A 24,478-nucleotide genomic window follows, 5' to 3' on the forward strand; every position below is an offset into this window, starting at 1 on the left:
CTGGCGTTGACTTTTGGCACGCTGTTGAGTTCTCAAGGAACGGTCGCTTCCTTTGTACTCACCCTCTCGGGCTTTCCTCCGGGCTTCCCTTCGGTGTTTCCAACCTTACCAGATCCGTTTTCCGTTCCGTTTCCGGTCGGAATCCATTTCCAGTGGCCGTTGGAGGGCCTTTGCCTTATCGATTGCCTTCCGGCTCTCTTTCGGCGAGTCCGACTTTATCAGAAGTTCTTGGCCGGTCTGACCGGCCACTCATTTCTGAGTAAATCGGGGGTGGCTTCAATGTCTCGGAGAGAACTCTCCGTTGTGAAGCAGGATCGATTCTAACGATCGGGCCCGAACCTGTCCAGTTCTAGGCAACTGTTTGAATCTACCTCCCCATCCCACCCGTGTCAACGGGTCTTCCGGGGCGAAGAGGAGACTAGCAGCTCACGGGAGGTCTCCGCACATCAGGCGGCCGTAGGAACGAGCGCGCTGCGCTCTGCCTCCTCGAGGTCACCTGTCTCACCGGCCCGGGCGGCGCGGCCGCCGAGGACGAAGACGTAGGCCAGGAAGGCCAGCTCAGCCGCCACTCCGATGCTTATGCGCGCCCAGGTCGGCAGGCCGGACGGGGTGACGAAGCCTTCGATGGCGCCGGAGACGAAGAGGACGAGGGCCAGCCCGATCGCCATGGCCACGGCCGCGCGGCCCTCTTCGGCCAGGGCTGTTCGGCGACTGCGTGGGCCCGGATCTATGAGGGTCCAGCCCAGGCGGAGTCCGGTTCCCGCGGCCACGAAGACCGCGGTGAGTTCCAGCAGCCCGTGCGGGAGGACCAGGCCCAGGAAGGTGTCGAGGCGGCCGGCCGAGGACATCAGGCCGAAGCCGACGGCCAGGTTCAGCATGTTCTCGAAGAGGATCCAGAGGACCGGGAGACCGAGAAAGACGCCCAGGACCAGGCACATCGCGGCGGCCCTGGCGTTGTTGGTCCACACCTGGGCCGCGAAGGAAGCCGCGGGATGGCTGGAGTAGTAGGTCTCGTACTCGCCGCCGGGGCGGGTCAGCTCGCGGAGCTGGCTTGGGGCCGCGATGGTCGACTGCACGTCCGGGTGGGTGCCGATCCACCAGCCCAGAACGATCGCGATGGCGGTGGATATGAGCGCGGTGGGCACCCACCAGTGACGGGAGCGGTAGACGGCGGCCGGGAATCCCTGTCCTAGGAAGCGGGCGACATCGCGCCAGGAGGCGCGGCGGGTGCCTGTCACGGCACTGCGCGCGCGTGCCACGAGCTGGCTGAGGCGTCCGGTGAGCTGTGGATCAGGGGCGCTGGACTGGATCAGGGAGAGGTGGGTGGCGGTGCGCTGGTAGAGCGCGACGAGTTCGTCGGCCTCTGCTCCGTTGAGGCGCCGCTGGCGGCGGAGGAGCGCGTCGAGGCGGTCCCACTCGGCTCGGTGTGCGGAGACGAAGACGTCGAGGTCCATCGGGTCTGCCTGCTCCTCGGCTGGTCGTCGACTGCCTGTCGTAGCAATGTCGCAGCTGTCAGCTTGTCGTACTGCGGCGCGATGCGCCCTCAGCTTGGCAGACTTGCGTTGTACAGGGCAGACCAGGGGAAGGCGGCGGGCGTGAGTGAGCTGGTGACGGGCGAGGCGGTGGCGCTCGAACTGCGTCCCGCGAGGCTGCCCAGCAGGGCGCTTGCCGTACTGCTCGACCTGATCGTGGCCTTCACCGTCTACATCGGTGTGTCGATCGGCCTGGCGGCCGCCGCGGCCTCGCTGGACGACGCCGCGCAGGTCGCCCTGGCGATCGCGTCCTTCCTGCTGGTGCTGGTCGGTGCGCCGATCGCGGTGGAGACGCTGAGTCACGGGCGTTCGCTCGGGAAGTTGGCGTGCGGCCTGCGGGTCGTGCGGGATGACGGCGGGCCCATCCGGTTCCGGCATGCGCTGGTGCGGGGTGCTCTCGGCGTGGTCGAGATCCTGGTGACGTTCGGGGTCGTCGCCTGTATCGCCTCGCTGATCTCGGCTCGCGGACGGCGGCTCGGGGACGTGTTCGCGGGGACCCTGGTCGTGCGGGAGCGGGTGCCCGTCGGGCAGACCCGTTTCGTTCCGCCGCCTCCGCCCTGGCTGGCGGGACGTTTCACCGAGCTGGACCTGTCGGCCGTTCCGGACGCGCTGTGGCTCGCCGTCCGGCAGTACCTGACGCGGATGCAGCAGTTGGATCCGCAGGTCTCGTGGGCGATGGCCGTACGGCTCGCGGGGGATCTCGCGACGCGGACGGGTACTCCGGCGCCGACGGACATTCCGCCGGCCGCGTATCTGGCGGCGGTGGTGCAGGAGCGGCAGGCCCGGGAGACCCGTCGGGCCTTCGCCGACCATGCGGCTCCGTCCGCCGGCATGCCGCACGCGTACGCGTCCCCGGCACCCGCTGCGCCCCCGACCCCCGCACCTACGCCTACGCCTATCGCACCTACGCCTGTCGCACCCATGCCTACTGCACCTGTCCCGCAGCCGCCGGCCACCGGGTTCGTGCCGCCGGCCTAGGCGCCGCCCCGCCCGTCGGATCTGCTGCTCAGTCCTCGGGGTCGGTGAAGAACGTCGGCGGTGACCGCAGGTCCTCCAACTCGATTCCGGGCGCCGCCAGCACCACGTCGCCGGCGAGGTGCACGGGGTGCTGTTCTCCGGTGTCCAGGGCTGTGACCTGGTATTCGTCCACGGTCAGCGGGCCGTTGTCAGTGGCGTGTGCTTCTCTTTTCAGCAGGGCCCAGGACTGGTCCACGGTGCGTGGCGCGAGGACCGGGTCCGTGAAGGCCACGAGGCGTACGCGGGTCGCGGCGGCGGAGGGGGTGAGGCGCAGGAGCCGGGCGATGGCGACGAGGAACGCGGGGGACGTGCCGGTGAAGGCGTGGGCGCGCACATTGCCTTCGGTGGCATGGGCTCCGGTGGGGTCCGTACGGACCCAGGTGACGCCGTCGAGGGCGGCTGCGCGGACCTGCCAGCCCCCGGCGTGGAGTTCCAGGCGGATGGGGCGGCCGAGGTCGTCGAGGGCGAGATCGACCGAGCCGCTGTGGTCACCGGAGGGGGTGGTCACTTGGGAGACGTAACGCCAGCCGGAGGGGCCGGGGGCGCACTGGAAGTGTTCTTCGCCGAGGGGGGTGTGATCGTGCGGATCGTGGAGCGAATAGCGGCCGCGGGGCATGGGGGTCCTGGGGCTTGACGGGGCGTGGGTCCGGCGCCCGGACCTGCGGTTCGGCCGCGCGGGCGGTCGACGGGCCAAAGGGGCAGGCCCCCGGCACGGGGGTGCGGGGGCCTGCCTCGGCGGACCGGAGGACCTGCCGCCGGGAGAGCGCGTCGGTGCACGGGTGCGCTTCCCGGTGGCCGGGTCCCGGACTCAGTAGCGGTAGTGGTCCGACTTGTACGGACCCTCGACCTTCACGCCGATGTACGAGGCCTGCTCGGGGCGCAGGGTCGTGAGCTTCACGCCGAGCGAGTCCAGGTGCAGGCGGGCGACCTTCTCGTCGAGGTGCTTGGGCAGCGTGTAGACGCCGACCGGGTACTCGTCGGGCTTGGTGAACAGCTCGATCTGGGCCAGGGTCTGGTCCGCGAAGGAGTTGGACATCACGAACGAGGGGTGGCCGGTGGCGTTGCCCAGGTTCAGCAGGCGGCCCTCGGAGAGGACGATGATCACCTTGCCGTCGGGGAACTTCCAGGTGTGGACCTGCGGCTTGACCTCGTCCTTGACGATGCCGGGGATCTTGGCGAGGCCGGCCATGTCGATCTCGTTGTCGAAGTGGCCGATGTTGCCGACGATGGCCTGGTGCTTCATCTTGGCCATGTCCGAGGCCATGATGATGTCCTTGTTGCCGGTCGTGGTGACGAAGATGTCGGCCTTGTCGATGACCTCGTCGAGGGTCGTGACCTGGTAGCCGTCCATCGCGGCCTGGAGGGCGCAGATCGGGTCGATCTCGGTGACGATCACGCGGGCGCCCTGTCCGCGCAGGGACTCCGCGCAGCCCTTGCCCACGTCGCCGTAGCCGCAGACGACCGCGGTCTTGCCGCCGATCAGGACGTCGGTGGCGCGGTTGATGCCGTCGATCAGCGAGTGGCGGCAGCCGTACTTGTTGTCGAACTTCGACTTGGTGACGGCGTCGTTGACGTTGATCGCCGGGAAGAGGAGGACGCCGTCGCGCTGCATCTCGTACAGGCGGTGGACGCCGGTCGTGGTCTCCTCGGTCACGCCGCGGATCTCGGAGGCGAGCTGGGTCCACTTCTGCGAGCCGTCCGTGATGGTGCGGTGCAGGAGTTCGAGGATGACGCGGTGTTCGTCCGACTCGGCGGTGTCGACCGAGGGGACCTTGCCGTCCTTCTCGTACTCGACGCCCTTGTGGACGAGGAGGGTGGCGTCACCGCCGTCGTCGAGGATCATGTTGGGGCCGCCGGTGGGGCTGTCCGGCCAGGTCAGCGCCTGCTCGGTGCACCACCAGTACTCCTCCAGGGTCTCGCCCTTCCAGGCGAAGACCGGGACGCCCTGCGGGTTGTCGGGCGTGCCGTTCGGGCCGACGGCGATGGCGGCGGCCGCGTGGTCCTGGGTGGAGAAGATGTTGCAGGACGCCCAGCGGACCTGCGCGCCCAGGGCGACCAGGGTCTCGATCAGGACGGCGGTCTGCACGGTCATGTGCAGGGAGCCGGTGACGCGGGCGCCGGCCAGCGGCTGGGTCTTGGCGTACTCCTTGCGGATCGCCATCAGGCCGGGCATCTCGTGCTCGGCGAGGGTGATCTCCTTGCGGCCGAAGTCGGCCAGGGAGAGGTCGGCGACCTTGAAGTCCTGTCGGTTGTCGACAGTCGTCATTGCGAGCTGCTCCTCGGGTTGGGTCGAGGGTGGGTACGGCTGGTCTGCGCGGCGGCGGACACAGGGGTGCCCGAGAAGAGGACACAGGCATGCCCGCGTACGCGCAGCGCAGTCCGTCGGAGGCCCTCTCTCCCTCGGACGGCCCGCCTGGGACCGCCCGACCGCCATCAGCAGCGACGTCTGGCTCCGTCCCAAGCTACACCGGAGGAGCGGGCCGCCCCCAGTCCGCCTCCGAACAGATCACGCCGTTCGAGGGGGTCAGTGGCCGGCGGGGTGGAGGGTCGGGCCGCCCGGGGTGGCCTCCGGGTCGGGGCCCTTGGCGGCCTCCGCCTCGCTGTAGATGTCGGGTTCCAGGTAGATCACGCGGGCGATGGGGACCGCGGTGCGGATGCGGGCCTCGGCGGCGTTGATGGCCTTGGCGACCTCGGCTGCGGTGTCGTCGTGCTGGACGGCGATCTTGGCGGCGACGAGGAGTTCCTCGGGGCCGAGGTGGAGCGTGCGCATGTGGATGATGCCGGTGACGGTGTCGCCGTCGACGATCGCGGCCTCGATCTTCCTGACCTCCTCGGTGCCGGCGGCCTCGCCGAGGAGGAGGGACTTGGTCTCGGCGGCCAGGACGAGGGCGATCAGGACGAGCAGGACACCGATGCAGACGGTGCCGATGCCGTCCCAGACGCCGTCGCCGGTGAGTACGGCGAGGCCGACGCCGCCGAGGGCGAGGACCAGGCCGATGAGCGCGCCGAAGTCCTCCAGGAGGACGACGGGCAGCTCGGGGGCCTTGGCGCGGCGGATGAACTGCGACCAGGACAGTTTGCCGCGCAGTTCGTTGGACTCCTTGATGGCCGTCTTGAAGGAGAAGCCCTCGGCGAGGACCGCGAAGACGAGGACGCCCACCGGCCAGTACCAGTGTTCGACCTCGTGCGGGTGGCTGATCTTCTCGTAGCCCTCGTAGATGGCGAACATGCCGCCGACCGAGAAGAGCACGATGGAGACGAGGAAGGCGTAGATGTACCGCTCGCGGCCGTAGCCGAAGGGGTGTTGCGGGGTCGCCTCGCGCTGGGCCTTCTTGCCGCCGATGAGCAGCAGGAACTGGTTGCCGGAGTCGGCGAGCGAGTGGACGCCCTCGGCGAGCATCGACGAGGAGCCGCTGAACGCGAACGCCACGAACTTCGATGCCGCGATCGCGAGGTTGGCGCCGAGTGCCGCCACGATCGCCCTGGTGCCGCCTGACGCGCTCATGAGTTCGCGTTGCCCCTTCTCGTTCTCGTCTTCACCGGTACTCGTCTTCACCGGTGCTCGTCGCCGGGACCCGTCTTTGCCCGTGCTTTGCCGGTGGGCCATTCTTGCAGCCCCCGCGACGGGAGATACGGGCCCCCTCAGACGATGACCGTGGCCCGGAACACCGTGCCCGCTCCCGACACCTCCGCCTTCTCGGCCGCCGGGACGAACACCGAACGGCCGGGGGCCAGGTCGTGCTCGCCGACGCGCAGCGCACCGGCCGTGCAGAGCAGGATCTGCGGGGTGGGCAGGGTCAGGTCGTGGGCCGCGGTGCCCTCGGGCAGGACGTACCGGGAGAGCCGGAACTCGTCGATCGGTGTCTCGTAGACCTCCTCGCCGTCCGGGGCCGCCTCGGGACGCAGCACGCCGGCGTCGCCGGCCTCGAAGCGGACGATGCGCAGGAGTTCGGGGACGTCGACGTGCTTGGGGGTCAGGCCGCAGCGCAGGACGTTGTCGGAGTTGGCCATGATCTCGACGCCGAGGCCGTTGAGGTAGGCGTGCGGGATGCCGGCGCCGAGGAAGAGTGCCTCACCGGGCTGCAGGCGGACGTGGTTGAGGAGCATGGCGGCGATCACGCCGGGGTCGCCCGGGTAGTGGTGGGCGATGTCGGCGTAGGGCAGGTAGTCGCCACCGAGGCGGGTGCAGGCGGCCGTGGCCTCGGCGACCGTGCGGGCCATCTCCTCGCGGTCGGCGGTCAGGATCGCGGTGAGGACCTCCCGCAGGGCCGCTTCCTCGGGGTGGGCGCGCAGCAGGTCGACGTACGGCTTGAGGGAGTCGACGCCGAGGCCGTCGAGGAGTTCGGCCGTCCGCTCCGGGGCACGGAAGCCGCACAGACCGTCGAACTCGGTGAGCGCGCAGATCAGCTCGGGCTTGTGGTTGGCGTCCTTGTAGTTGCGGTCCGGGGCGTCGATCGGGATGCCGCGCCGCTCCTCGTCCTCGTAGCCCTCCCTGGCCTGCTCCAGGTCGGGGTGCACCTGGAGGGAGAGCGGGGCGCCGGCGGCGAGGATCTTGAGCAGGAAGGGCAGCCGCGGGCCGAACCTGGCTACCGCCTCCTCACCCAGTTCGGCCTTCGGGTCCGCGTCGATGACCTCGACGAGCGTGCCGCGCGCGGTGCGCGAGGGGGCGCCCGGGTGGGCGCCCATCCACATCTCCGCCTGCGGTTCGCCGCTCGGCTCGACCCCGAGCAGCTGCGGGATGGCGGTCGGGGATCCCCAGGCGTAGGGGCGGACGGTGTTGTCGAGGAGATCCATGACTTCTCTCTGCGGGTTCTCTCTGCGGGCGGGGGGCGGGCGTGGGCACCGGCGTGGCACGGCACGGCTCAGGTGTTCACCGTGTGTCCCCCACCGGTTCGCCTTCGGTACGGCCCTCAGGTCGTCCTTCGTACGGCGGGTCCGGTGCCGGTGTCCACTTCAGGCCCCCGAAGCGAGCGCCAGGTAAACGGCGGCGAAATCCGTGACGGCGATCAGTTCCGCCAGGGTCTCCAGCTCGTCGCCCGCCTCGGGTTCCAGCTCACTGATGGGGGTGTCGTGACTGAGGGCGAGGTCGCGGGCGGCGGGTGCGGCGGTGAGTCCGCCGATGGGGCGGTCACGGAGCAGCACCACGCGCGCGTGCAGCGCGGGCGGCTCGTCCACGCGGTCGCGGAAGAAGTCGTCGGGGTCGGCGCTGGCGGCGAGTGGCCCGGCGAGCAGGGCGGTGTGGGCGGCCAGGGCCTCGGGGAGGTCGGCGACCAGGGCGGGGCGGCCGGCCAGCTCGGCGAGGGCGGCGGCGAAACGGCGGCCGGCCGGGCCTGCCGACTCGCCCTCGGTCCAGACCACGGGGAGCGCGTCGGCGAGTTCCGCGGCGAGGGTCTTGGCCGGGTTGCTGTAGGTCACGATGGCCGGGCCGCAGCGCTCGGCGATCTGGTCGAGGCGGTCGGCGACCTTCTCCAGGGCCTCCGGCGGGGCGGCGAGCAGGCCGACGCGGTCGAGGAGCGCGAGCAGCGGGGTGAGCAGCGCCCACAGGACGCCCGGGGAGGAGCCGGCGAGCGGCTCGCCATGGTCGTAGGGGGCCGTCGCCATCGGCATGAACAGGCCGTGGGCGCCGGCCACCGCCTCGGCGAGCGGGGTGTCGGCGGGGGCGACGGCGGCCACCGAGCAGCCGCGTCGGTAGGCCTGGTCGGCGAGGAGGGAGAGGCTGGGTTCGGTGCCGTCCGGGGTGGCGATCAGCAGCAGGTCGACGGAGCCGGCCCAGCCGGGGAGCTCCCAGCGCAGGGCGCCGGCGGCCGGTGCGACGCCGGTGGGGGCGAGCCGGGTGACGGGGCTGCCGGGGCCGGCCAGCGTGCCGAGGAGGTCGGCGGCGTGGGTGGCGGCGACGCCGGGGCCCGCGATCAGGACGGCGCGGGGGCGGCCGTCCGGCTTCAGCTCCTGGACACCGGCCTCGGTGGCGTGCCGGGCGGCGGTCCGGACGCGGGCGCCGGCCTCGGCCGCGCCGCGCAGCAGACCTCGGCGGTCGGCGTCCGCGAGGGCCTCCGGGGTGTCGAGCAGCGTTTCGTCGAGCATGGAGCGGCCTCCGGTTGCCGGGGTCCTTGTGTTTCGCGGTTGTGGGGTCCGCCGCTTACGCCGGGCGGCGCGCCTCGTCGACGAGGAGGACGGGGATGCCGTCGCGGACCGGGTACGCCAGGCCGCAGTCCTGACCGGTGCAGATCAGCTCGGGGCCCTGCTCCTTGAGGGTGGCGTGGCAGGCCGGGCAGGCGAGGATCTCCAGGAGGCCGGCTTCGAGCGGCATGCGGGTTCCCTTCGGGGTGGATGTTCGCGTGCGGTCAGGTTACCGCCGGTGGGGTGGGTTGGGCTGGCCGCGGGTGACGGGCGGCCGTCGGCCGGGGTGACCGGCGGCCAGGGGGCTCGGCCCCCTGGGCCCCCTGGACCTTCGCCCACCCGCCGCGAGAAGCGAGGGCGGGGCGAGGGGAATCGGCCGGTTGAGAGGGCCCGGGGCAAGGCCGGCGGGGGGCGATGTGCCGTGTGCCGCCTGCGGCGCCGTTGTGGCTGGTCGCGCAGTTCCCCGCGCCCCTTCGGGGCGCTGCCGAAGCGAGGAGTCAGGGTCAGGCCCTGATGATGGCCAGGACCTCGTCGCGCACCTTCGTCATCGTCGCCTCGTCCCTCGCCTCCGCGTTGAGGCGGAGCAGCGGTTCCGTGTTGGAGGGGCGGACGTTGAACCACCAGTCGGCGGCGCTGACGGTGAGGCCGTCGAGGTCGTCGAGGGTGACGTCGTCGCGGTCGCCGTAGGCCGCGCGGATCGCGGCGAGGCTGGCCTGCTGGTCGGCGACCGTGGAGTTGATCTCCCCGGAGCCGGTGTAGCGGTCGTACTGGGCGACGAGGGCGGAGAGGGGGCCGGGCTGGCCGCCGAGGGCGGCGAGGACGTGCAGGGCCGCCAGCATGCCCGTGTCGGCGTTCCAGAAGTCCTTGAAGTAGTAGTGGGCCGAGTGCTCGCCGCCGAAGATCGCGCCGGACCTCGCCATCTCGGCCTTGATGAAGGAGTGGCCGACGCGCGTGCGGACCGGGGTGCCGCCGTTCTCCCGGACCACCTCGGGGACGGTCCAGGACGTGATCAGGTTGTGGATGACGGTGCCCTTGCCGCCGTTCTTCGCCAGCTCCCGCGCGGCCACCAGGGCCGTGATCGCCGAGGGGGAGACCGGCTCGCCGCGCTCGTCCACGACGAAGCAGCGGTCCGCGTCGCCGTCGAAGGCCAGGCCGAGGTCGGCCGACTCGGCGCGCACGCGCTCCTGCAGGTCCACGATGTTGGCGGGGTCGAGCGGGTTGGCCTCGTGGTTCGGGAAGGTGCCGTCCAGCTCGAAGTACATCGGGACCAGGGTCAGCGGCAGGCCCTCGAAGACCGTCGGGACCGTGTGGCCGCCCATGCCGTTGCCCGCGTCGACCACGACCTTCAGCGGGCGGACGGAACTCAGGTCCACGAGTGAGAGCAGGTGGGCCGCGTAGTCCGGCAACGTCTCGCGGGAGGTGATGGTTCCCGGCGTGGCGGCCGGCTCCGGGGCGCCCTCCTGCGACCAGCGCTCGGCCAGCTCCCGGATCTCCGTCAGGCCCGTGTCCTGGCCGACCGGCGCGGCTCCCGCGCGGCACATCTTGATGCCGTTGTACTGCGCGGGGTTGTGCGAGGCGGTGAACATCGCGCCGGGCAGGCCGAGGGCGCCCGAGGCGTAGTACAGCTGGTCGGTCGAGCACAGGCCGATCTCGGTGACGTCGACGCCCCGGGCCGCGGCACCGCGCGCGAAGGCGCGGGACAGACCGGGCGAGGAGGGCCGCATGTCGTGGCCGACGACGATCGCGGCGGCACCGGTCACCTGGACGAACGCGGCACCGAAGAGTTCGGCGAGCGTCTCGTCCCACTGGTCCGGAACCACTCCGCGTACGTCGTACGCCTTCACGATCTGTGACAGATCAGCTGCAGCGGCCACAGGCCAGCCCTCCTGGAGTATTTTCGGTCGCCCCAAACTACCTGTCCCGGGTGCGGGTCCGGCATCGGCTCCCCCAGCGGGTCCGTCGCGGACACCTGGCTGTGATCTGCGGTGACCCGATGCGGATCGGATCCGGAACGGTCCCAGCCGGCCGAGGACCGGGGACGGGAAGGCCAGGCCCGCGTCCGCCGCCGCCACGAAGTGGCCGGTCGTCGCCGCCTGTCCGGAGAGGTTCATGACGTAGGCGAGGGCGAGGACGGACGTCACTGTGCGGATCGCGGACCGCAACTCGCGTACGGTCGCCGCCCGTTCCGCGACCGCCACGCGCGCGTGCACGCGCAGGACGGCAGCCGTGGCGATGCCGGCGAACAGGACCAGCGTGCCGCCCGTGGAGACGACCGGCCAGGTGAAGAGATTTCCTCCGACCGGTTCGCCCTTCGGGTTGACGACGTTCAGGAACGGCCAGTCGTAGACCCGGTTCGCCTTCGCCTGCCAGTCCTTGACCGGCGGGATCCGGGCGACCGAGAAGAGGGCGATGATCAGGGCGTACGGGGCGTGGGCGCGCAGGACTTGAGACCGTTCGTCGCGCTCGTCCAGGTCGGCGCCGCGGGCGCCCGTGAGGACGGCCGCGCGGACCTCCTCGGCCGCCGGCACGCGCGCGTGCGGTACGGCGAGCAGGGCGGCCGCTGGGGCCAGGGGGGCGCAGATGTCGGCGAGTTGGGCGGAGACGTAGTTCGAGACGGCGAACTGGGCTGCGGCGAGGGCGACTCCGCACGCCAGGGCCGCCACCCAGGTCTCGCGGACCCCGCGCACGCCGTCGACCAGGCCGACCGACGGTCATCCGGAATGGTCGTGTCTGCGACAAGTGCGCGTCAATGGGTGTGCACCACGGAACGCACCCGCACGGGGGGGCGACGGGAGTGCGTGCGTCAGTTGTCCGGTGACCGCAGCACCCGCAGATGGCCGCGCCGGGCGACCTCCATCGGGTCCGCGCCGCGGCCGCCGCCGCCCGCCTCGGCCGCCCGCTCCTGGGGGCGGGCCGCCTCGCGCACCGCGTTCGCCAGCGCTTCCAGGTCGTCCCCGCTCGGACGGGCGGGAGCCGAGCCGTCGAGGAGCCGCACGACCTCCCAGCCGCGCGGCGCGGTGAGGCGCTCGGAGTGCTCGGCGCACAGGTCGTAGCAGTGGGGTTCGGCGTAGGTGGCGAGCGGGCCGAGGACCGCGGTCGAGTCGGCGTAGACGTACGTCAGCGTCGCGACGGCGGGTCGGCCGCAGGCGGTTCGCGAACAGCGACGTACAGGGCTCACGACGTTGGACGGTACCGCACTCTTGAGCGGGCCGCGACGACTCTCCCCCAGGTCACTCCACCGTGTCGTACTGTGAAACGCCCCACACACCCCTTCCGACACGCCCTGCTGACCTGCATGGAACGGATCGGCCGGGGTCGCGGTCGGCACCTCATCCGGTCACGAGTCGGTACAAACACCGTCAATTGCCTTGAGTTCGCCGGTCTCGTGGAGATATGGAAACGAGCCCAACCTTGGCCGGAATGGTCATCCTGTGACATGCCGTTCCGGGCGGTGTCGGTGCGTGGAACGGCGCGGCCGGAGCCCGCGAGGACTACGCTTCACCAGTGATGGACAACCGTGTACCGCCCCGTGCCGCCGGCCCCGGGCCTCGTCGACGCGACCGCCACGGGCGGGGCATGCGCGGACCGATCGCACCACCTCAGGTGCCGCTGGCCGCGAGCCGTGCCGACGTGTTCGCGGACCTGGTGCAGGACTCCGTGGAGCGCCTGGAGCGGCGCTGGCCGCAGCTGGCCGACATCGATTTCCTGGTGCTCGAAGTGCCCCGGCTGCAGGACCGGCACAGCGAGAGCTGGGACGACGAGGCGGTGCCGCTGGGGGGCATCATTCCCGCGCGCGAGGGACGCCGGGCGCGCGTGGTCGTCTACCGGCGGCCGGTCGAGATCCGCACCAAGGGGCGCGACGAGCGGGCCGCGCTGGTGCACGAGGTCGTCGTGGAGCAGGTCGCCGAGCTGCTCGGCCTCACCCCGGAGACCGTCGACCCCCGTTACGGCGAGGACTGAGTCCCCGGCGGCCGCCAGCCCCCCGTCCTCCGCAGCCCGCCCTACTTCTGCAGTACCGCCACGTCCTGGTCCGCCTCCGGTACGGCCACGGTGCCGCGGTCGTCCGGGAGGGTCTGGATCGTGAAGCCGGGAACCCCGCCCTCGGTGGCCGCCAGGGTGCGGGCGCCGTAGACCGGGCCGCCGGAGACCGTCTCCACGGTCAGGGCGTAGGTGCCCTTCAGTCCGGACGGGACCGGCGCGGCGACGTTCTGGGTGGTGCCGGACTTGATCGTGAACGTCTTGGACACCGCCGTGCCGCCGCCGCTGCCCGCCGACGCCGTGACCTTGACCTGGGCGGTCGCGGTGGGCGCGGTCAGGGAGAGGGTCGTGCCCTTGCCGCTGTTGTCGGCGGACGTCGCGCGCGTGCCGACCGGCGCGGTCGCCGGGATGTACGCGGTCTCCTGATTGCTGCCCTTGCCGCGGGTGACGCGCAGCGCCGCCACCACCGGGACGGACTGGTCGGAGGGGGTGAGGATCAGCGAGCCCGCCTCGCCGCGCGTGACGTCGCCGAGGTCGGTCGCGGTGGTCATGCCCGCCTTGACGTGCAGGGTCTCGTTGCCTGCCGGGGTGATCGTGCCGTCCGGGGAGGCGAGGCGCACCTTCAGGTCCGCGTCGTTGTCGCCGGTGGTGAAGGCGATCAGCCGGACGTCGGTGGCGTCCTTGGGGATACCGGGCAGCACCAGGCCGCCGGACGGGTCGGCGGAGGCGGCAAGCCAGTCGCCGCCGGTCTTGTCGTCCAGGGCCTGCACGCTCGCGCCGACCCGGCCGCTGCGCACGCTCACGTGCACGGTCAGGTCGGTCTGGCGCTCGTCGGTGAGCGTGGACAGCAGGACCGGCTCGCTGGCGTGCGGAGGGACCGTGATGCCCTCCCCCACCGAGGACTTGAGCTGGCCGTCCTTGCCGTACAGCTCGACGTCGACCACGGCGGCGCTGTCGTCGGGGTTGGTGAGGTGCACGTAGTCGGTGCGGCTCGCGGCGGTGCTGGCGCCGGGGAACCAGAAGTCGGTGTCGGCCGCCGTGCAGTTGACCCCCTGGAGGCCGCGCCCGGTGCCCGCGGCGACCTCGGTGGTCTCCTGGACCGTCCAGCCGGGGGCGTACTTGCCCTCGGCGGTGCCGACGTAGGCGGGCCCGTCGGCGCCGGAGGTGTCCCCGGTGGCCGGCGTGCCGGGCGTCTTGGGGGTGAGGACGGGCTTGGCGGCCTTCTTCTTGCCGCCGCCGCTCCCCGTCCCGTCCGCCGACTGCTCGGTGGCGGCCTGGAGGCCGGCCTTGCCGTCGCTCGTGGTGCCCTTGGTGACGGGCGTGAACGACGTGTACGAGGTCTCCGCGATGTCGGACAGGCTGGGCGCCGGGCACAGCAGCGTGGAGCGCTCCACCGGCAGTTGGGCGGCCGCCTCCGCGGTGTGCGCGGAGGTGGTGGCCGGCGCGCTGAGCTCGGCGAACCCGGTGACCGCCGCGAGGGCGGCCGTACCGGCGAGCAGGGACAGGGTGGTGCGGTTCACTGCTGGCTCCCGTCGTGGTGCTCGCCGCCGGTGCCGTGGTGGTGCTGGGCGGCCGGGTCGTAGGCGGGGTCGTAGGCCGGGTCGTAGCCCTGCTGGTACGTCGTCGGGTCGTACGCCGCCTGCCCCTGCTGGCCGCCGTAGGCGTACGGGTCGTACTGGCCGGTCTGGTAGGGGTCGTAGGTCTGCTGGTCGTAGCCGCCGGTCTGGTACTGGCCGGTGCCGGCGCCCTGGTACTGGTCGGCGTAGCCGGTGTCGTAGCCGTCGGCCTGCGGGTAGGACGCCGGGTCCCACTCGTCGTAGGGCTGCTGGTGCGGGACGGCGGCCTGGGTCTCGTCCGCCGGGGCCGTCGCCGGGAAGTCGGTGCCCTCCGGGGTCTCCTGGAACTCCTGGGTCTCCGGAGTGTCCTGGGCTTCCTCCTCGGCCTCCGCCTGGGCGCGCAGGCGGCGGGCGCGGCGGCCCTCGCCGTCGATGGCCTGGGCGGGGATCGGCTGCTCCTCGGGGAGGTCGTCGTCGACGTCACGGCGGCGGCCGGGCAGGGCGAGGACGACCAGGACGACGGCGAGCGCGCCCTGGACCCACAGCCAGAGGCTGTGGGTGAACGGGGTGTCGTAGGTGACGTCCAGCTTCCCGCCCCCGGAGGGGAGTTCGAAGCCCTGGGCCCAGCCGTCGACCGTGGTGCGGGTCAGCGGCTTGCCGTCCAGGGTGGCCGTCCAGTCCGGGGAGGCCGAGTCGGCCAGGCGCAGGACGCGGCCGTCGGCGCCGGACGGGACGGTGGTGTGGATGTCGACGGGTCCGGCGGCCACGGACACAGGGATACCGGAGCCGTTCGCCGCCACGATCGTCGCGCGGGAGACCTGCTGGTCGACGCGCCACAGGGCGCTGCCGTTCTGCTGGCTGAGCCGGGACAGGCCGGGGGTGGCGTCGAGCACGCGCGTGATGTCGCGCGGCGCGCCCTTGTGGACCAGGACGTAACGCACCGCGAACCCGCCGAGCTGATCGGCCTGGTCGGCTCCGGAGCCGGCGACCAGGTTGGCGACGACCTTGTCGAGCTTGGCGTTCTCGCCGTCGGCGGCGGCCACCTCGGCGTCGCCCATGCGGGCGCCGGAGCCGCGTACCAGCATGTAGGTCACGCGCGCGGTGCTGTCGCTGTCCAGGACGAGGGTGCGGACCTGGTCGGTGGTGGAGCTGTCCTCGGCGACGAAGGCGGGCACCTGGGTGGGATCGCGGCGCTCGACCGGGCCGTCGGCGCCCGCGATCATCCAGCCGGCGGCGAGCAGCAGCGGACCCGCGGCGGCGGCGAAGGCGATCAGGGCGGCGACCGGCTGGCGCCAGCCGAAGCTCTGCTCGGCGACCCGCGAGCGCGCCCCGTCGGCGCCGAGGGCGGCGGCGGCGAGGATCGCGATGCCGTAGACGAGCGTCGCGGGGCCGGCCCAGGCGGACCTGTTGGACAGGACCGCGAAGACCAGGCCGACCAGGGCGACCGCCCAGGCGGTGCGGACCGCCGACTGGCGCTCGGAGCGCAGCAGGGCGGCGAGCGCGGCCAGGACGACGCCGATGAGCAGCAGCCCGTCGACGGTGCCGGGGCCGCCCGGGCTGGCGCCGAGCAGGTCGAGGGCGGAGGCGGCCGAGGAGCCGTACTCCAGGCCGGCCTCCCGGAAGAAGCCGGACGGCAGCAGGGTCAGCGACCAGGGGGCGAGGACCAGCAGCGGGGTGCCGAGCTGGGCCAGCAGCCGCAGACCGGAGGCGACCAGGTCGGAGCGGCGCAGGACGAGCACGGCGAGGCCGAGGACCAGGGCGATCGGCCAGACGATCGGCGTGAACGCGGTGGTGACGGTCAGCAGCAGCGCGTACGCCCAGGTGGCGCGCCAGCTGCCGCGGGCCCCGGAGGCGTGCGTGAGGCCGCTGGCCGCGATGCCCGCGCGGGCGATCAGCGGCAGCAGGATGGCGAGGACGGCGGTGCCGATGCGGCCGCCCGCGAGGGCGCCGGTGGCGGCGGGCAGGAAGGCGTAGGCGATGGCCGCCCAGGCGCGCAGCAGGCGGGAGGTGACCAGCGGGCGGGAGGCGAAGTAGGCGGTGAACCCGGCCAGTGGCACCGAGGCGACCAGGAGCACGGTGACCGCGAGCCCGGTCGAGCCGAACAGCAGTGAGGCGAACGAGGCGATGATCGCGAGGTACGGCGGCGCGGCGGGGGTGCCGCCGGCGCCGACCGCGTGCCAGGCGTCCAGGTAGCGCGACCACAGCTCGCTCGCGGTGCCCGGGGCGGGCAGCAGGGCGCCGCCCGAGAGGGCGCCGGAGCCGAGCAGGGCGCGGCAGGCGACCAGCGAGAACAGCAGCAGCACCAGGAAGAGCACCGGGCCCGGTTTACGGGCGATGCGCTTGAGGCGGGCGAACTGCTCGATCTCCAGGAAGTCGGCGTCGTCACCGCCCGGCCCGGACTCGACCGCGCCGCCGTGCCGGCCGGCCGCGGAGATCTCGTCGTCGGCGCCGAAGAGGTTGCCCGCGACCTGTTCGACGGTGGCCCGGACGGTGGCGCCGGGCGGCGGGAACAGGGGGCGCAGCTCGCCCTTGTCGAGCTGGGGGCGGCCGCGCCTGCGCCGCCCGGCGATGATCCGCTCGGGCCGCAGGAGGGTGCCGAGGAGGCCGCGGATCTCGTCGAGCGCCTGTCCGGGGACCTTGCCGACGAGGTAGGCGACGGTGCGCAGCAGGGTGCCGAGGATCAGCCGGAGCAGGATCCAGGGCAGCGCGGCCGTACGGGCGTTGACCAGCAGGGTGTAGATGGCGCCGGCCTTGTCGACCTTGTGCGGCGAGGTGGCGGTGCGGCCCGCGCAGTCGACGGTGCGGCGCTCCCGGGAGGCGGCCTCGGCATGTCGTACGACGGCCTCGGGAGCGACCAGGACGCGGTGGCCGGCGTTGTGCGCGCGCCAGCACAGGTCGACGTCGTCGCGCATCAGCGGCAGCCGGCGGTCGAAGCCGCCGAGCTCCTCGAAGACGTCGCGGCGGATCAGCATGCCGGCGGTGGAGACGGAGAGGACGGGCCGCACGTGGTCGTGCTGGCCCTGGTCCTGCTCACGGCGGTCCAGGCCGGTCCAGCGGCGGCCGGAGTTGGCGATGGTGACGCCGACCTCCAGGAGCTGCCGGCGGTCGTACCAGCCGCGCAGCTTGGGGCCGACGACCGCCACGTCGTCGCGGCCCAGCTCCAGCTCGTTGTCGACGACGCGGAGCAGCTGGGCCAGGGCGTCGGGTTCCGGGGCACAGTCGTCGTGCAGCAGCCACAGCCACTGGACGGGCTCGCCGTGGGGCAGCTCGGGCATGTCGTAGGCGTCGTCGCGCCACTGGCGGGTGACCGGGTCCCAGCCGCTGGGCCGCTTCAGGTACGGCAGGTCGTCCGGGGTGAGGACGGGCGCGGTGCGACTCGCCTCCTCGACGGCCTGGCCGAAGCCGGTGCGGCGGGCGAGGTGCAGCACGTTGGCGTCGCCGAGGGAGGCGGTGAGCTGCTGGGCGGAGTCGTCCGCGCTGCCGGTGTCGGCCGCGACGGCGTACTGGACCGGGCGCTCCTGGCCGAGCAGCCCGGCGAGCGCGGCGGGCAGCCAGCGGGCGCCGTCGTGGGAGACGAGCACCGCGGTCACCACGTGACGCGGGAACTCGGGCGGGCGGGTCGGGTCAAACCCCGCTGTGGCAGCGCCTGCTTCGGCTGCCGTGTGGCTGTGCACGGACATCGAGGTACGGGCCCCGGTTCGATGGACTGCGGTGGACTCCTGCGCCCGCTGGTGGCGGCGAGGCGTCTCGGACGAACGCCCACACTATCGGCTGGGCATGTCGACGGCCCGCCGCCTGTGGATAACCCACGGGCGACGGGCCGTTCGCGCAGCTCGGATGTGTGCGTTGTGTGGACGTCCGCTTCGGACGGCAGCCACCGCGGGTCAGACGGCGGCCTTCTTGAGGCGGCGGCGCTCCCGCTCGGAGAGTCCGCCCCAGATACCGAACCGCTCGTCGTTGGCGAGGGCGTACTCGAGGCACTCGGAGCGCACCTCGCAGGCGAGGCAGACCTTCTTGGCCTCTCTGGTGGAGCCGCCCTTCTCGGGAAAGAAGGACTCGGGGTCGGTCTGGGCGCACAGCGCGCGCTCCTGCCAGCCGAGTTCCTCGTCCGCGTCGTCGACCAGCAGTTGCTGCACCAGCTCGGTCATGTGCGCCCCTCGTCTGTCTTTCACGTCCCCGTGCCCGGCCGTTACCGATTTCGGCTGAACGACACGAGTGAAATTACAAGTGTGCTGCTCCGGGCGAGTCAAGCCGAGATCTGCTATTGGGCCCGTTATTCACTCTGCGGAACCAAGGCCGTGCGGAAAGTGTTCAAATCGGCATAAACCTTGACATGCAGACGAGGCCCCGCTCGGGGCCTCCGACCCCATACAGAGCTTGTACGGAGAAGGACGCCCAGATGTTCGATCGCGTTCCGAAGTGGCTCGCGCGCCCGGTTGTGCGCCATGTGTCCCGGGTGCCCGGTGAGCAAACCTTTCGGCAGCGAGGTGAACCGGATGAGGTGAACCGTGTCCCACATACCGGGCGTCGAGTTGACACAGGAGGTGTGAACCGATGTCCTTGTGGGCATGCTCGCGAACTTGGCACTCACCTCGACCCGCACCGCCGGGTCCCACGGTGCTGCCCGGGCTCGCTGTAGCTGTTGCTGTTCCAGCTGTTGAGCCGTGGCCGTAGCCGCATCCGGCCGCTCCCGCTCCAGCTGCTGACCGAGTCCCCGGACTCGGTCTTCGCATTTCGTTCCCCGCTGACCGCCTTCACTGAGGAACCACCGCACCCCCATGAACAGCGACAACGACCTCCAGATCGCCGGCGACATCCTCGAAGTCACGCACCTGCTGCAGCCCCCGCGCGAGCACCCGGTCACCGTGGCCGAGTTCGTCGGCCTGGCCCGTGCGATCGCCGCGGACCGCGCGCAGTGGGAGCACCTCGTCCGGTACGACGCGACGAGCCGCTGGTACCACCGGCTGCGCACCGGCCCCGGCTACGAGGTGTGGCTGCTGTCCTGGGTGCCCGGGCAGGGCAGCGGGCTGCACGACCACGGCCGCTCCTCCGGCGTGCTGACCGTCCTGGAGGGCGCGCTCACCGAACGCACCGAGCGCGGCACGCGCGCGCTGGGCGCCGGCGCGCAACGGGTGTTCGCGCCGGGGTACGCGCACGAGGTCGTCAACGACGCCCTGGAGCCCGCGGTGAGCCTGCACGTCTACTACCCGGGGCTGACCGAGATGCCGATGCACACGGCCGCGGCCGCCGCCTGCGAGGCCCGTCCCGTGACTGCGTGACGCGTTGTCGGACCCGCCTGCAAGACTTGGCGCATGCGCATTGTGGTTCTGGCAGGCGGCATCGGCGGTGCCCGGTTCCTGCGCGGTCTCAAGCAGGCCGTGCCGGACGCCGACGTGACCGTCATCGGCAACACCGGGGACGACATCCACCTCTTCGGGCTGAAGGTCTGTCCGGACCTCGACACGGTGATGTACACCCTCGGTGGCGGTATCAACGAGGAGCAGGGCTGGGGGCGGGCCGACGAGACCTTCCACCTCAAGGAGGAGCTCGCCGCCTACGGGGTGGGGCCGGACTGGTTCGGGCTCGGCGACCGGGACTTCGCGACGCACATCGTGCGCACCCAGATGCTGGGCGCCGGGTATCCGCTGAGCGCGGTCACCGAGGCGCTGTGCGACCGCTGGAAGCCGGGCGTGAAGCTGATCCCGATGACCGACGACCGGGTCGAGACCCACGTCGCCGTCGAGGTCGACGGCGAGCGCAAGGCCGTGCACTTCCAGGAGTACTGGGTGCGGCTGCGGGCGGGCGTTCCCGCCGAGGCGGTCGTCCCGGTCGGCGCCGAGCAGTCCAAGCCCGCGCCCGGCGTCCTGGAGGCGATCGCCGAGGCGGACGTGATCCTCTTCCCGCCGTCCAACCCGGTGGTCTCGGTGGGCACGATCCTCGCGGTGCCCGGCATCCGGGAGGCCATCGCTGACGCCGGGGTGCCGGTGGTGGGCCTCTCCCCCATCGTCGGGGACGCGCCGGTGCGCGGCATGGCCGACAAGGTGCTCGCGGCGGTGGGCGTGGAGTCGACGGCGGCGGCGGTGGCCGAGCACTACGGCTCCGGGCTGCTGGACGGCTGGCTCGTCGACTCCGTGGACGCGGGCAGCGTCGCGCGCGTGGCGGCGGCCGGCATCCGCTGCCGGGCCGTACCGCTGATGATGACCGACCTGGACGCGGCCGCGCAGATGGCCCGCGAGGCGCTGGCGCTGGCCGAGGAGGTGCGCGGGGCATGACCGACGCGATCGACACGGCCGGTCCGACCGGCACGGCCGACGCGGCCGACGCGGTGCCCGCGTACCGGGTGTGGGCGCTGCCCGGGATCCCCGAGGTCCAGCAGGGCGACGACCTGGCGAAGCTGATCGCCGCGGCCGAGCCGGGACTGGCCGACGGGGACGTGGTGATCGTCACCTCCAAGATCGTCTCCAAGGCCGAGGGACGGATCGTCGAGGCTGCCGACCGGGAGGCGGCGATCGACGCCGAGACGGTGCGGGTGGTGGCCCGGCGCGGGACCCTGCGGATCGTGGAGAACCGGCAGGGCCTGGTCATGGCCGCGGCGGGCGTGGACGCGTCCAACACCCCAGCCGGGACCGTGCTGTTGCTGCCCGAGGATCCCGACGCCTCGGCCCGCGCCGTCCGCGCGGGCCTGCGGGACGCGCTGGGCGTCAACGTCGGCGTCGTCGTCACGGACACCTTCGGGCGACCCTGGCGCGCGGGGCTCACGGACGTCACCATCGGCGCCGCCGGCGTGGAGGTGCTCGACGACCTGCGCGGGGGCGTGGACGCGTACGGCAACCCGCTGGTCGCGACGGTCGTCGCCACCGCCGACGAACTGGCCGCCGCCGGCGACCTGGTGAAGGGCAAGGCGACGGGGATGCCGGTCGCCGTGGTGCGGGGCCTCGCCCATGTCGTGGCCGACGCCGGCGACGACGGGGACGGCGCGCGGGCGCTGGTCCGGGACGCGGGCAGCGACATGTTCCGGCTCGGCACGTCCGAGGCGGTCCGGGAGGCGGTGACGCTGCGGCGGACGGTGCGGGCGTTCACCGACGAGCCCGTCGACCCCGGGGCGGTGCGGCGGGCGGTCGCCGCGGCCGTGACCGCGCCGGCGCCGCACCACACGACGCCGTGGCGGTTCGTGCTGCTGGAGTCGGCCGGGTCGCGCGTCCGGCTGCTGGACGCGATGCGGGACGCGTGGATCGCCGACCTGAGGAAGGACGGCAAGTCGGAGGAGTCCATCGCGAAGCGGGTACGGCGCGGGGACGTGCTGCGGAACGCGCCCTACCTGGTCGTGCCCTGCCTCGTGACGGACGGGTCGCACACCTACGGGGACGCGCGGCGGGACGCGGCCGAACGGGAGATGTTCGTGGTGGCGGCGGGGGCAGCGGTGCAGAACCTGCTGGTCGCGCTGGCCGGGGAGCAGCTCGGGTCGGCGTGGGTGTCGTCGACGATGTTCTGCCGGGACGTGGTGCGGGATGCGCTCGCGCTGCCGGCCGAGTGGGATCCGATGGGGGCGGTCGCGGTGGGGAAGGCGGCGGAGGAGCCGCGGGCCAGGGCTGAGAGGGAGGCGGGGGCGTTTATCGAAGTGCGGTGAGCTGCTGTGCGCCCTCGGTTCGGGGGCCGTCGGTTCGTCGGCGAGTACAGGTTGTGGGGGTTGATCGCGCAGTTCCTCCCCCAGCCTTCGGCGGTACCCCCAGCGCCCCCGGAAGACGGGGCGCTTGAGGCCTAGGATTCTTTGGATGGCTGGTCGGTTTGGTTCTGGGCCCACGCGCACGACGGTGCGGGGTGGGCAGGTCGTCGTGCCTGCCGGCGGTCTTCCGCGGCAGGCTGTCGCGGCGGGGCGGGTGCGGGTCTGGAAGCCGGAAGGGGTTCTTGATCTGGGGCTCGTGCTGGGGCCGCTGCGGCGGGGGCCCGGGGATCCGACGTTCAGGGCCACCCGGGACGGGTCCGTGTGGCGGGCCAGTCTGACGCCCGCCGGGCCGGGGACGCTGCGAGTCGCCGGGTACGGCGGTGAGGTGCGCGGGGAGGCCTGGGGGCCGGGGGCCGAGTGGCTGCTGGAGCAGTTGCCGGACATGCTCGGTGCCGCCGACGACCCGTCCGCGTTCGTGCCCCGGCACCGGGTCGTGGCGGCGGCCCGGCACCGGCGGCCGGGGCTGCGGCTGACGCGGACCGGGCTGGTGCTGGAGTCGTTGATCCCGTCGGTCCTGGAGCAGAAGGTCACCACCGACGAGGCGTACCGGGCCTGGCGGTTGCTGGTACGCAGGTTCGGGGAGCGCGCGCCGGGCCCGGCGGGGGTCGGCGAGCGGCCGATGTGGGTGATGCCGGCGCCGCGCACCTGGGCGCTGATCCCTTCCTGGGAGTGGCACAAGGCCGGGGTCGACGACAAGCGGGCCTCGACGATCCTGCGGGCGGTGCGGGTCGCCGCACGCCTGGAGCAGGCCATGGGGATGGCGGCGGAGGCGGCGCAGGCGCGGCTGGAGGTGGTGCCGGGGATCGGGCCGTGGACGTCGGCGGAGACCGTGCAGCGCAGTCACGGGGCGGCGGACGCGGTGACGGTCGGGGACCTGCACCTGCCGGGGATCGTCGGGTTCGCGCTGGCCGGGGACCGGCATGCCGACGACGAGGTGATGCTGCGGTTGCTGGAGCCGTATGCCGGGCAGCGGCATCGGGCGGCTCGGTTGATCCTGCTGAGCGGGCATACACCGGCGCGGCGGGCACCGCGGATGACGAGGGGGGATATCGGCCGGTTGTGAGCCGTGCGGGTGGGCTGGGGCCGGAGGGTGGGGACGCTTACCGGCGCTGGCTGGGGGTCCACCCGTGCCGCCCCAGCGGCACGACTGCCCGCGGCTATGCAGCCCCGTAAGGGGCACTGGGGGTCCCCCCGGCCGAAGGCTGGGGGAGGAACTGCGCGACCCGCCCCCACGCGCCCGCAGGGGAACGACTTCCCCATGGGGTCCGGGGGCGCAGCCCCCGTGGACGGCACCCCGGACCCCGCCGCACAGCTACCGGTCCGAAGAGAACCGCACCGCCCCCGCCGGGATCATCGCGTCGCACCACACCCGCGCGCCGTCGCGCAGTTCGTTGTCGGCGCCGATGACCGCGCCGTCGCCGATCACCGTGCCGGTGAGGATCGAGCGCTCGCCGACGCGGGCGCGGTTGCCGATGAGGGAGTCGGTGATGACGGCGCCGGGTTCGATCACGGCGCCCGGGAGGATCGTCGAGCCGAAGACCCGCGCGCCCTCCGCCACGAACGCGCCCTCGCCCACCACCGTGCCGCCCGTCAGCTTGGCGTCCGCGGCGACCCGGGCCGTGGGGAGGACGAGGCGGTCGCCGCAGCGGCCGGGGACCGCCGGGGACGGGGCGCGGCCGAGGACGAGGTCCGCCGAGCCGCGGACGAAGGCCGCGGGCGTGCCGAGGTCGAGCCAGTACGTGGAGTCGACCATGCCCTGCAGGTGGGCACCGGCCGCCAGGAGCTCCGGGAAGGTCTCCCGCTCCACCGACACCGGGCGGCCCGCCGGGATCGTGTCGATGACCGAGCGGCGGAAGACGTACGCCCCCGCGTTGATCTGGTCGGTGACGATCTCCTCGGGCGTCTGCGGCTTCTCCAGGAAGGCGAGGACGCGGCCGGTCCCGTCGGTGGGGACGAGGCCGTACGCCCGCGGGTCCGTCACCTTCGTGAGGTGCAGGGAGACGTCGGCGGACGTCGCCTCGTGCGCGGCCACCAGGGCGCGGATGTCCAGACCCGTCAGGATGTCGCCGTTGAAGATCAGGACCGGGTCGTCGGGGCCGGAGTGGAGGCGGGCGGCCACGTTGCGGATCGCGCCGCCGGTGCCGAGGGGTTCCTCCTCGGTGACGTACTCGATGTGCAGGCCGAGTGCCGCGCCGTCGCCGAAGTACGGTTCGAAGACCTCTGCCAGGTAGCTCGTCGCGAGGACGATGTGCTCCACGCCCGCCGCTCTGGCTCTGGCCAGCTGGTGCGTCAGGAACGGCACGCCGGCCGCCGGGACCATCGGCTTGGGCGTGTTGACCGTGAGCGGGCGCAGCCGGGTGCCTTTGCCGCCGACCAGGAGGATCGCTTCTGTCACCTGTCGTCTCTGCTTCCTGCCGGGACCGGCCGAACTCTGTGTGGGCCGGCCAGTGTATGCAGACCGTGCGACGGCGCCTTCGACGGCCGCGCGGTGTCACGCGGCATGGCTGTGCGGTTTTCCCCCGACTGCCCCCGACGGCGTCGACCGCCGGCCCCGT

20 protein-coding genes and 1 pseudogene are annotated in these 24,478 nt (G+C 72.6%); 7 read left to right on the forward strand and 14 right to left on the reverse strand.

Going from position 1 to position 24,478, the window contains the following annotated elements; genetic code table 11:
• Positions 1-324 (forward strand): hypothetical protein (locus ACFY0K_RS13835; RefSeq protein WP_390640014.1); only part of this gene is annotated, 324 nt, incomplete at its 5' end.
• A 122-nt stretch (positions 325-446) separates the two neighbouring features.
• Here the strand turns inward: ACFY0K_RS13835 and ACFY0K_RS13840 are convergent.
• Complete coding sequence (locus tag ACFY0K_RS13840) at positions 447-1,454, reverse strand: stage II sporulation protein M (RefSeq protein ID WP_390640015.1); 1,008 nt, start codon at positions 1,452-1,454, stop codon at positions 447-449.
• 141 nt (positions 1,455-1,595) lie between these two features.
• Here ACFY0K_RS13840 and ACFY0K_RS13845 point away from each other — a divergent pair, with 141 nt between their 5' ends.
• A complete protein-coding gene (locus tag ACFY0K_RS13845; RefSeq protein ID WP_390640016.1) occupies positions 1,596-2,510 on the forward strand; it encodes an RDD family protein in 915 nt (304 codons plus the stop codon).
• A gap of 28 nt (positions 2,511-2,538) precedes the next feature.
• Here ACFY0K_RS13845 and ACFY0K_RS13850 read toward each other — a convergent pair whose 3' ends face one another.
• The 9 genes and pseudogenes from ACFY0K_RS13850 to ACFY0K_RS13890 form a co-directional block, all read right to left on the reverse strand.
• Complete coding sequence (locus ACFY0K_RS13850; protein ID WP_351961754.1) at positions 2,539-3,165, reverse strand: hypothetical protein; 627 nt, start codon at positions 3,163-3,165, stop codon at positions 2,539-2,541.
• Between the two features lie 192 nt (positions 3,166-3,357).
• Entirely contained in the window at positions 3,358-4,815 is a 1,458-nt protein-coding gene (gene ahcY / locus ACFY0K_RS13855) for an adenosylhomocysteinase (RefSeq protein ID WP_390640017.1), read from the reverse strand.
• 258 nt (positions 4,816-5,073) lie between these two features.
• Positions 5,074-6,054 carry a cation diffusion facilitator family transporter gene (locus tag ACFY0K_RS13860; RefSeq protein ID WP_390640018.1) on the reverse strand — a complete coding sequence of 327 codons (981 nt, stop codon included), beginning with the start codon at positions 6,052-6,054 and terminating at the stop codon, positions 5,074-5,076.
• 137 nt (positions 6,055-6,191) lie between these two features.
• Complete coding sequence (gene manA / locus ACFY0K_RS13865) at positions 6,192-7,343, reverse strand: mannose-6-phosphate isomerase, class I (RefSeq protein ID WP_390640019.1); 1,152 nt, start codon at positions 7,341-7,343, stop codon at positions 6,192-6,194.
• 159 nt (positions 7,344-7,502) lie between these two features.
• Positions 7,503-8,630: an SIS domain-containing protein gene (locus tag ACFY0K_RS13870; RefSeq protein ID WP_390640020.1), complete on the reverse strand. Its 1,128-nt coding sequence runs from the start codon at positions 8,628-8,630 to the stop codon at positions 7,503-7,505.
• A gap of 55 nt (positions 8,631-8,685) precedes the next feature.
• Positions 8,686-8,856, reverse strand: coding sequence for a Trm112 family protein (locus ACFY0K_RS13875; RefSeq protein ID WP_351961759.1), 171 nt, complete (start codon positions 8,854-8,856; stop codon positions 8,686-8,688).
• Between the two features lie 313 nt (positions 8,857-9,169).
• Positions 9,170-10,540 carry a phosphomannomutase/phosphoglucomutase gene (locus ACFY0K_RS13880; RefSeq protein ID WP_390640518.1) on the reverse strand — a complete coding sequence of 457 codons (1,371 nt, stop codon included), beginning with the start codon at positions 10,538-10,540 and terminating at the stop codon, positions 9,170-9,172.
• Positions 10,541-10,687: 147 nt separating this feature from the next.
• Positions 10,688-11,365, reverse strand: a pseudogene (locus tag ACFY0K_RS13885) (L-lactate permease); the annotation flags it as partial.
• A 104-nt stretch (positions 11,366-11,469) separates the two neighbouring features.
• On the reverse strand, positions 11,470-11,844 hold the full coding sequence (locus ACFY0K_RS13890; protein ID WP_218162383.1) for a DUF3499 domain-containing protein: 375 nt from the start codon (positions 11,842-11,844) through the stop codon (positions 11,470-11,472).
• Between the two features lie 329 nt (positions 11,845-12,173).
• Here ACFY0K_RS13890 and ACFY0K_RS13895 point away from each other — a divergent pair, with 329 nt between their 5' ends.
• Positions 12,174-12,626 carry a metallopeptidase family protein gene (locus ACFY0K_RS13895; RefSeq protein ID WP_351961820.1) on the forward strand — a complete coding sequence of 151 codons (453 nt, stop codon included), beginning with the start codon at positions 12,174-12,176 and terminating at the stop codon, positions 12,624-12,626.
• A gap of 41 nt (positions 12,627-12,667) precedes the next feature.
• On the opposite strand, the gene ACFY0K_RS13900 is transcribed toward ACFY0K_RS13895, so the two are convergent.
• From ACFY0K_RS13900 to ACFY0K_RS13910, 3 genes are all read right to left on the reverse strand, one after another.
• The gene (locus ACFY0K_RS13900) at positions 12,668-14,164 is read right to left on the reverse strand and encodes a DUF5719 family protein (RefSeq protein WP_390640021.1); all 1,497 of its coding nucleotides are present in this window, start codon (positions 14,162-14,164) and stop codon (positions 12,668-12,670) included.
• On the reverse strand, positions 14,161-17,880 hold the full coding sequence (locus ACFY0K_RS13905) for a glycosyltransferase (protein WP_390640022.1): 3,720 nt from the start codon (positions 17,878-17,880) through the stop codon (positions 14,161-14,163). Before ACFY0K_RS13905 ends, ACFY0K_RS13900 begins: the two co-directional genes overlap by 4 nt.
• A gap of 204 nt (positions 17,881-18,084) precedes the next feature.
• Positions 18,085-18,348 (reverse strand): WhiB family transcriptional regulator, encoded by a 264-nt coding sequence (locus ACFY0K_RS13910; RefSeq protein WP_003975777.1) that lies wholly within the window; start codon positions 18,346-18,348, stop codon positions 18,085-18,087.
• Positions 18,349-18,978: 630 nt separating this feature from the next.
• On the opposite strand from ACFY0K_RS13910, the gene ACFY0K_RS13915 reads away from it, so the two are divergent.
• The 4 genes from ACFY0K_RS13915 (at position 18,979) to ACFY0K_RS13930 (ending at position 22,986) form a co-directional block, all read left to right on the forward strand.
• Positions 18,979-19,479, forward strand: coding sequence for a cysteine dioxygenase (locus tag ACFY0K_RS13915; RefSeq protein WP_390640023.1), 501 nt, complete (start codon positions 18,979-18,981; stop codon positions 19,477-19,479).
• 33 nt (positions 19,480-19,512) lie between these two features.
• Positions 19,513-20,472: a 2-phospho-L-lactate transferase gene (gene cofD / locus ACFY0K_RS13920; protein ID WP_351961764.1), complete on the forward strand. Its 960-nt coding sequence runs from the start codon at positions 19,513-19,515 to the stop codon at positions 20,470-20,472.
• A complete protein-coding gene (locus ACFY0K_RS13925; protein ID WP_390640024.1) occupies positions 20,469-21,827 on the forward strand; it encodes a coenzyme F420-0:L-glutamate ligase in 1,359 nt (452 codons plus the stop codon). The genes cofD and ACFY0K_RS13925 overlap by 4 nt, the downstream gene beginning before the upstream one ends.
• A gap of 145 nt (positions 21,828-21,972) precedes the next feature.
• Positions 21,973-22,986 carry a DNA-3-methyladenine glycosylase family protein gene (locus ACFY0K_RS13930; protein ID WP_390640025.1) on the forward strand — a complete coding sequence of 338 codons (1,014 nt, stop codon included), beginning with the start codon at positions 21,973-21,975 and terminating at the stop codon, positions 22,984-22,986.
• Positions 22,987-23,235: 249 nt separating this feature from the next.
• Here the strand turns inward: ACFY0K_RS13930 and ACFY0K_RS13935 are convergent, their stop codons facing one another.
• On the reverse strand, positions 23,236-24,318 hold the full coding sequence (locus ACFY0K_RS13935; protein WP_390640026.1) for a sugar phosphate nucleotidyltransferase: 1,083 nt from the start codon (positions 24,316-24,318) through the stop codon (positions 23,236-23,238).
• Between the last annotated feature and the right edge of the window lie 160 nt (positions 24,319-24,478).

The sequence above is a fragment of the Streptomyces sp. NPDC001507 genome, from assembly GCF_042894765.1.
Classification (GTDB): Bacteria; Actinomycetota; Actinomycetes; order Streptomycetales; family Streptomycetaceae; genus Streptomyces.

What these genes read in the sequence shown, in the direction of transcription:
- ACFY0K_RS13840 (WP_390640015.1), bottom strand. Translation starts at nt 1,454, where the DNA reads ATGGACCTCGACGTCTTCGTCTCCGCACACCGAGCCGAGTGGGACCGC.
- ACFY0K_RS13850 (WP_351961754.1), bottom strand. Translation starts at nt 3,165, where the DNA reads ATGCCCCGCGGCCGCTATTCGCTCCACGATCCGCACGATCACACCCCC.
- ahcY (WP_390640017.1), bottom strand. Translation starts at nt 4,815, where the DNA reads ATGACGACTGTCGACAACCGACAGGACTTCAAGGTCGCCGACCTCTCC.
- ACFY0K_RS13860 (WP_390640018.1), bottom strand. Translation starts at nt 6,054, where the DNA reads ATGAGCGCGTCAGGCGGCACCAGGGCGATCGTGGCGGCACTCGGCGCC.
- manA (WP_390640019.1), bottom strand. Translation starts at nt 7,343, where the DNA reads ATGGATCTCCTCGACAACACCGTCCGCCCCTACGCCTGGGGATCCCCG.
- ACFY0K_RS13870 (WP_390640020.1), bottom strand. Translation starts at nt 8,630, where the DNA reads ATGCTCGACGAAACGCTGCTCGACACCCCGGAGGCCCTCGCGGACGCC.
- ACFY0K_RS13875 (WP_351961759.1), bottom strand. Translation starts at nt 8,856, where the DNA reads ATGCCGCTCGAAGCCGGCCTCCTGGAGATCCTCGCCTGCCCGGCCTGC.
- ACFY0K_RS13895 (WP_351961820.1), top strand. Translation starts at nt 12,174, where the DNA reads ATGGACAACCGTGTACCGCCCCGTGCCGCCGGCCCCGGGCCTCGTCGA.
- ACFY0K_RS13905 (WP_390640022.1), bottom strand. Translation starts at nt 17,880, where the DNA reads ATGTCCGTGCACAGCCACACGGCAGCCGAAGCAGGCGCTGCCACAGCG.
- ACFY0K_RS13910 (WP_003975777.1), bottom strand. Translation starts at nt 18,348, where the DNA reads ATGACCGAGCTGGTGCAGCAACTGCTGGTCGACGACGCGGACGAGGAA.
- ACFY0K_RS13915 (WP_390640023.1), top strand. Translation starts at nt 18,979, where the DNA reads ATGAACAGCGACAACGACCTCCAGATCGCCGGCGACATCCTCGAAGTC.
- cofD (WP_351961764.1), top strand. Translation starts at nt 19,513, where the DNA reads ATGCGCATTGTGGTTCTGGCAGGCGGCATCGGCGGTGCCCGGTTCCTG.
- ACFY0K_RS13925 (WP_390640024.1), top strand. Translation starts at nt 20,469, where the DNA reads ATGACCGACGCGATCGACACGGCCGGTCCGACCGGCACGGCCGACGCG.
- ACFY0K_RS13930 (WP_390640025.1), top strand. Translation starts at nt 21,973, where the DNA reads ATGGCTGGTCGGTTTGGTTCTGGGCCCACGCGCACGACGGTGCGGGGT.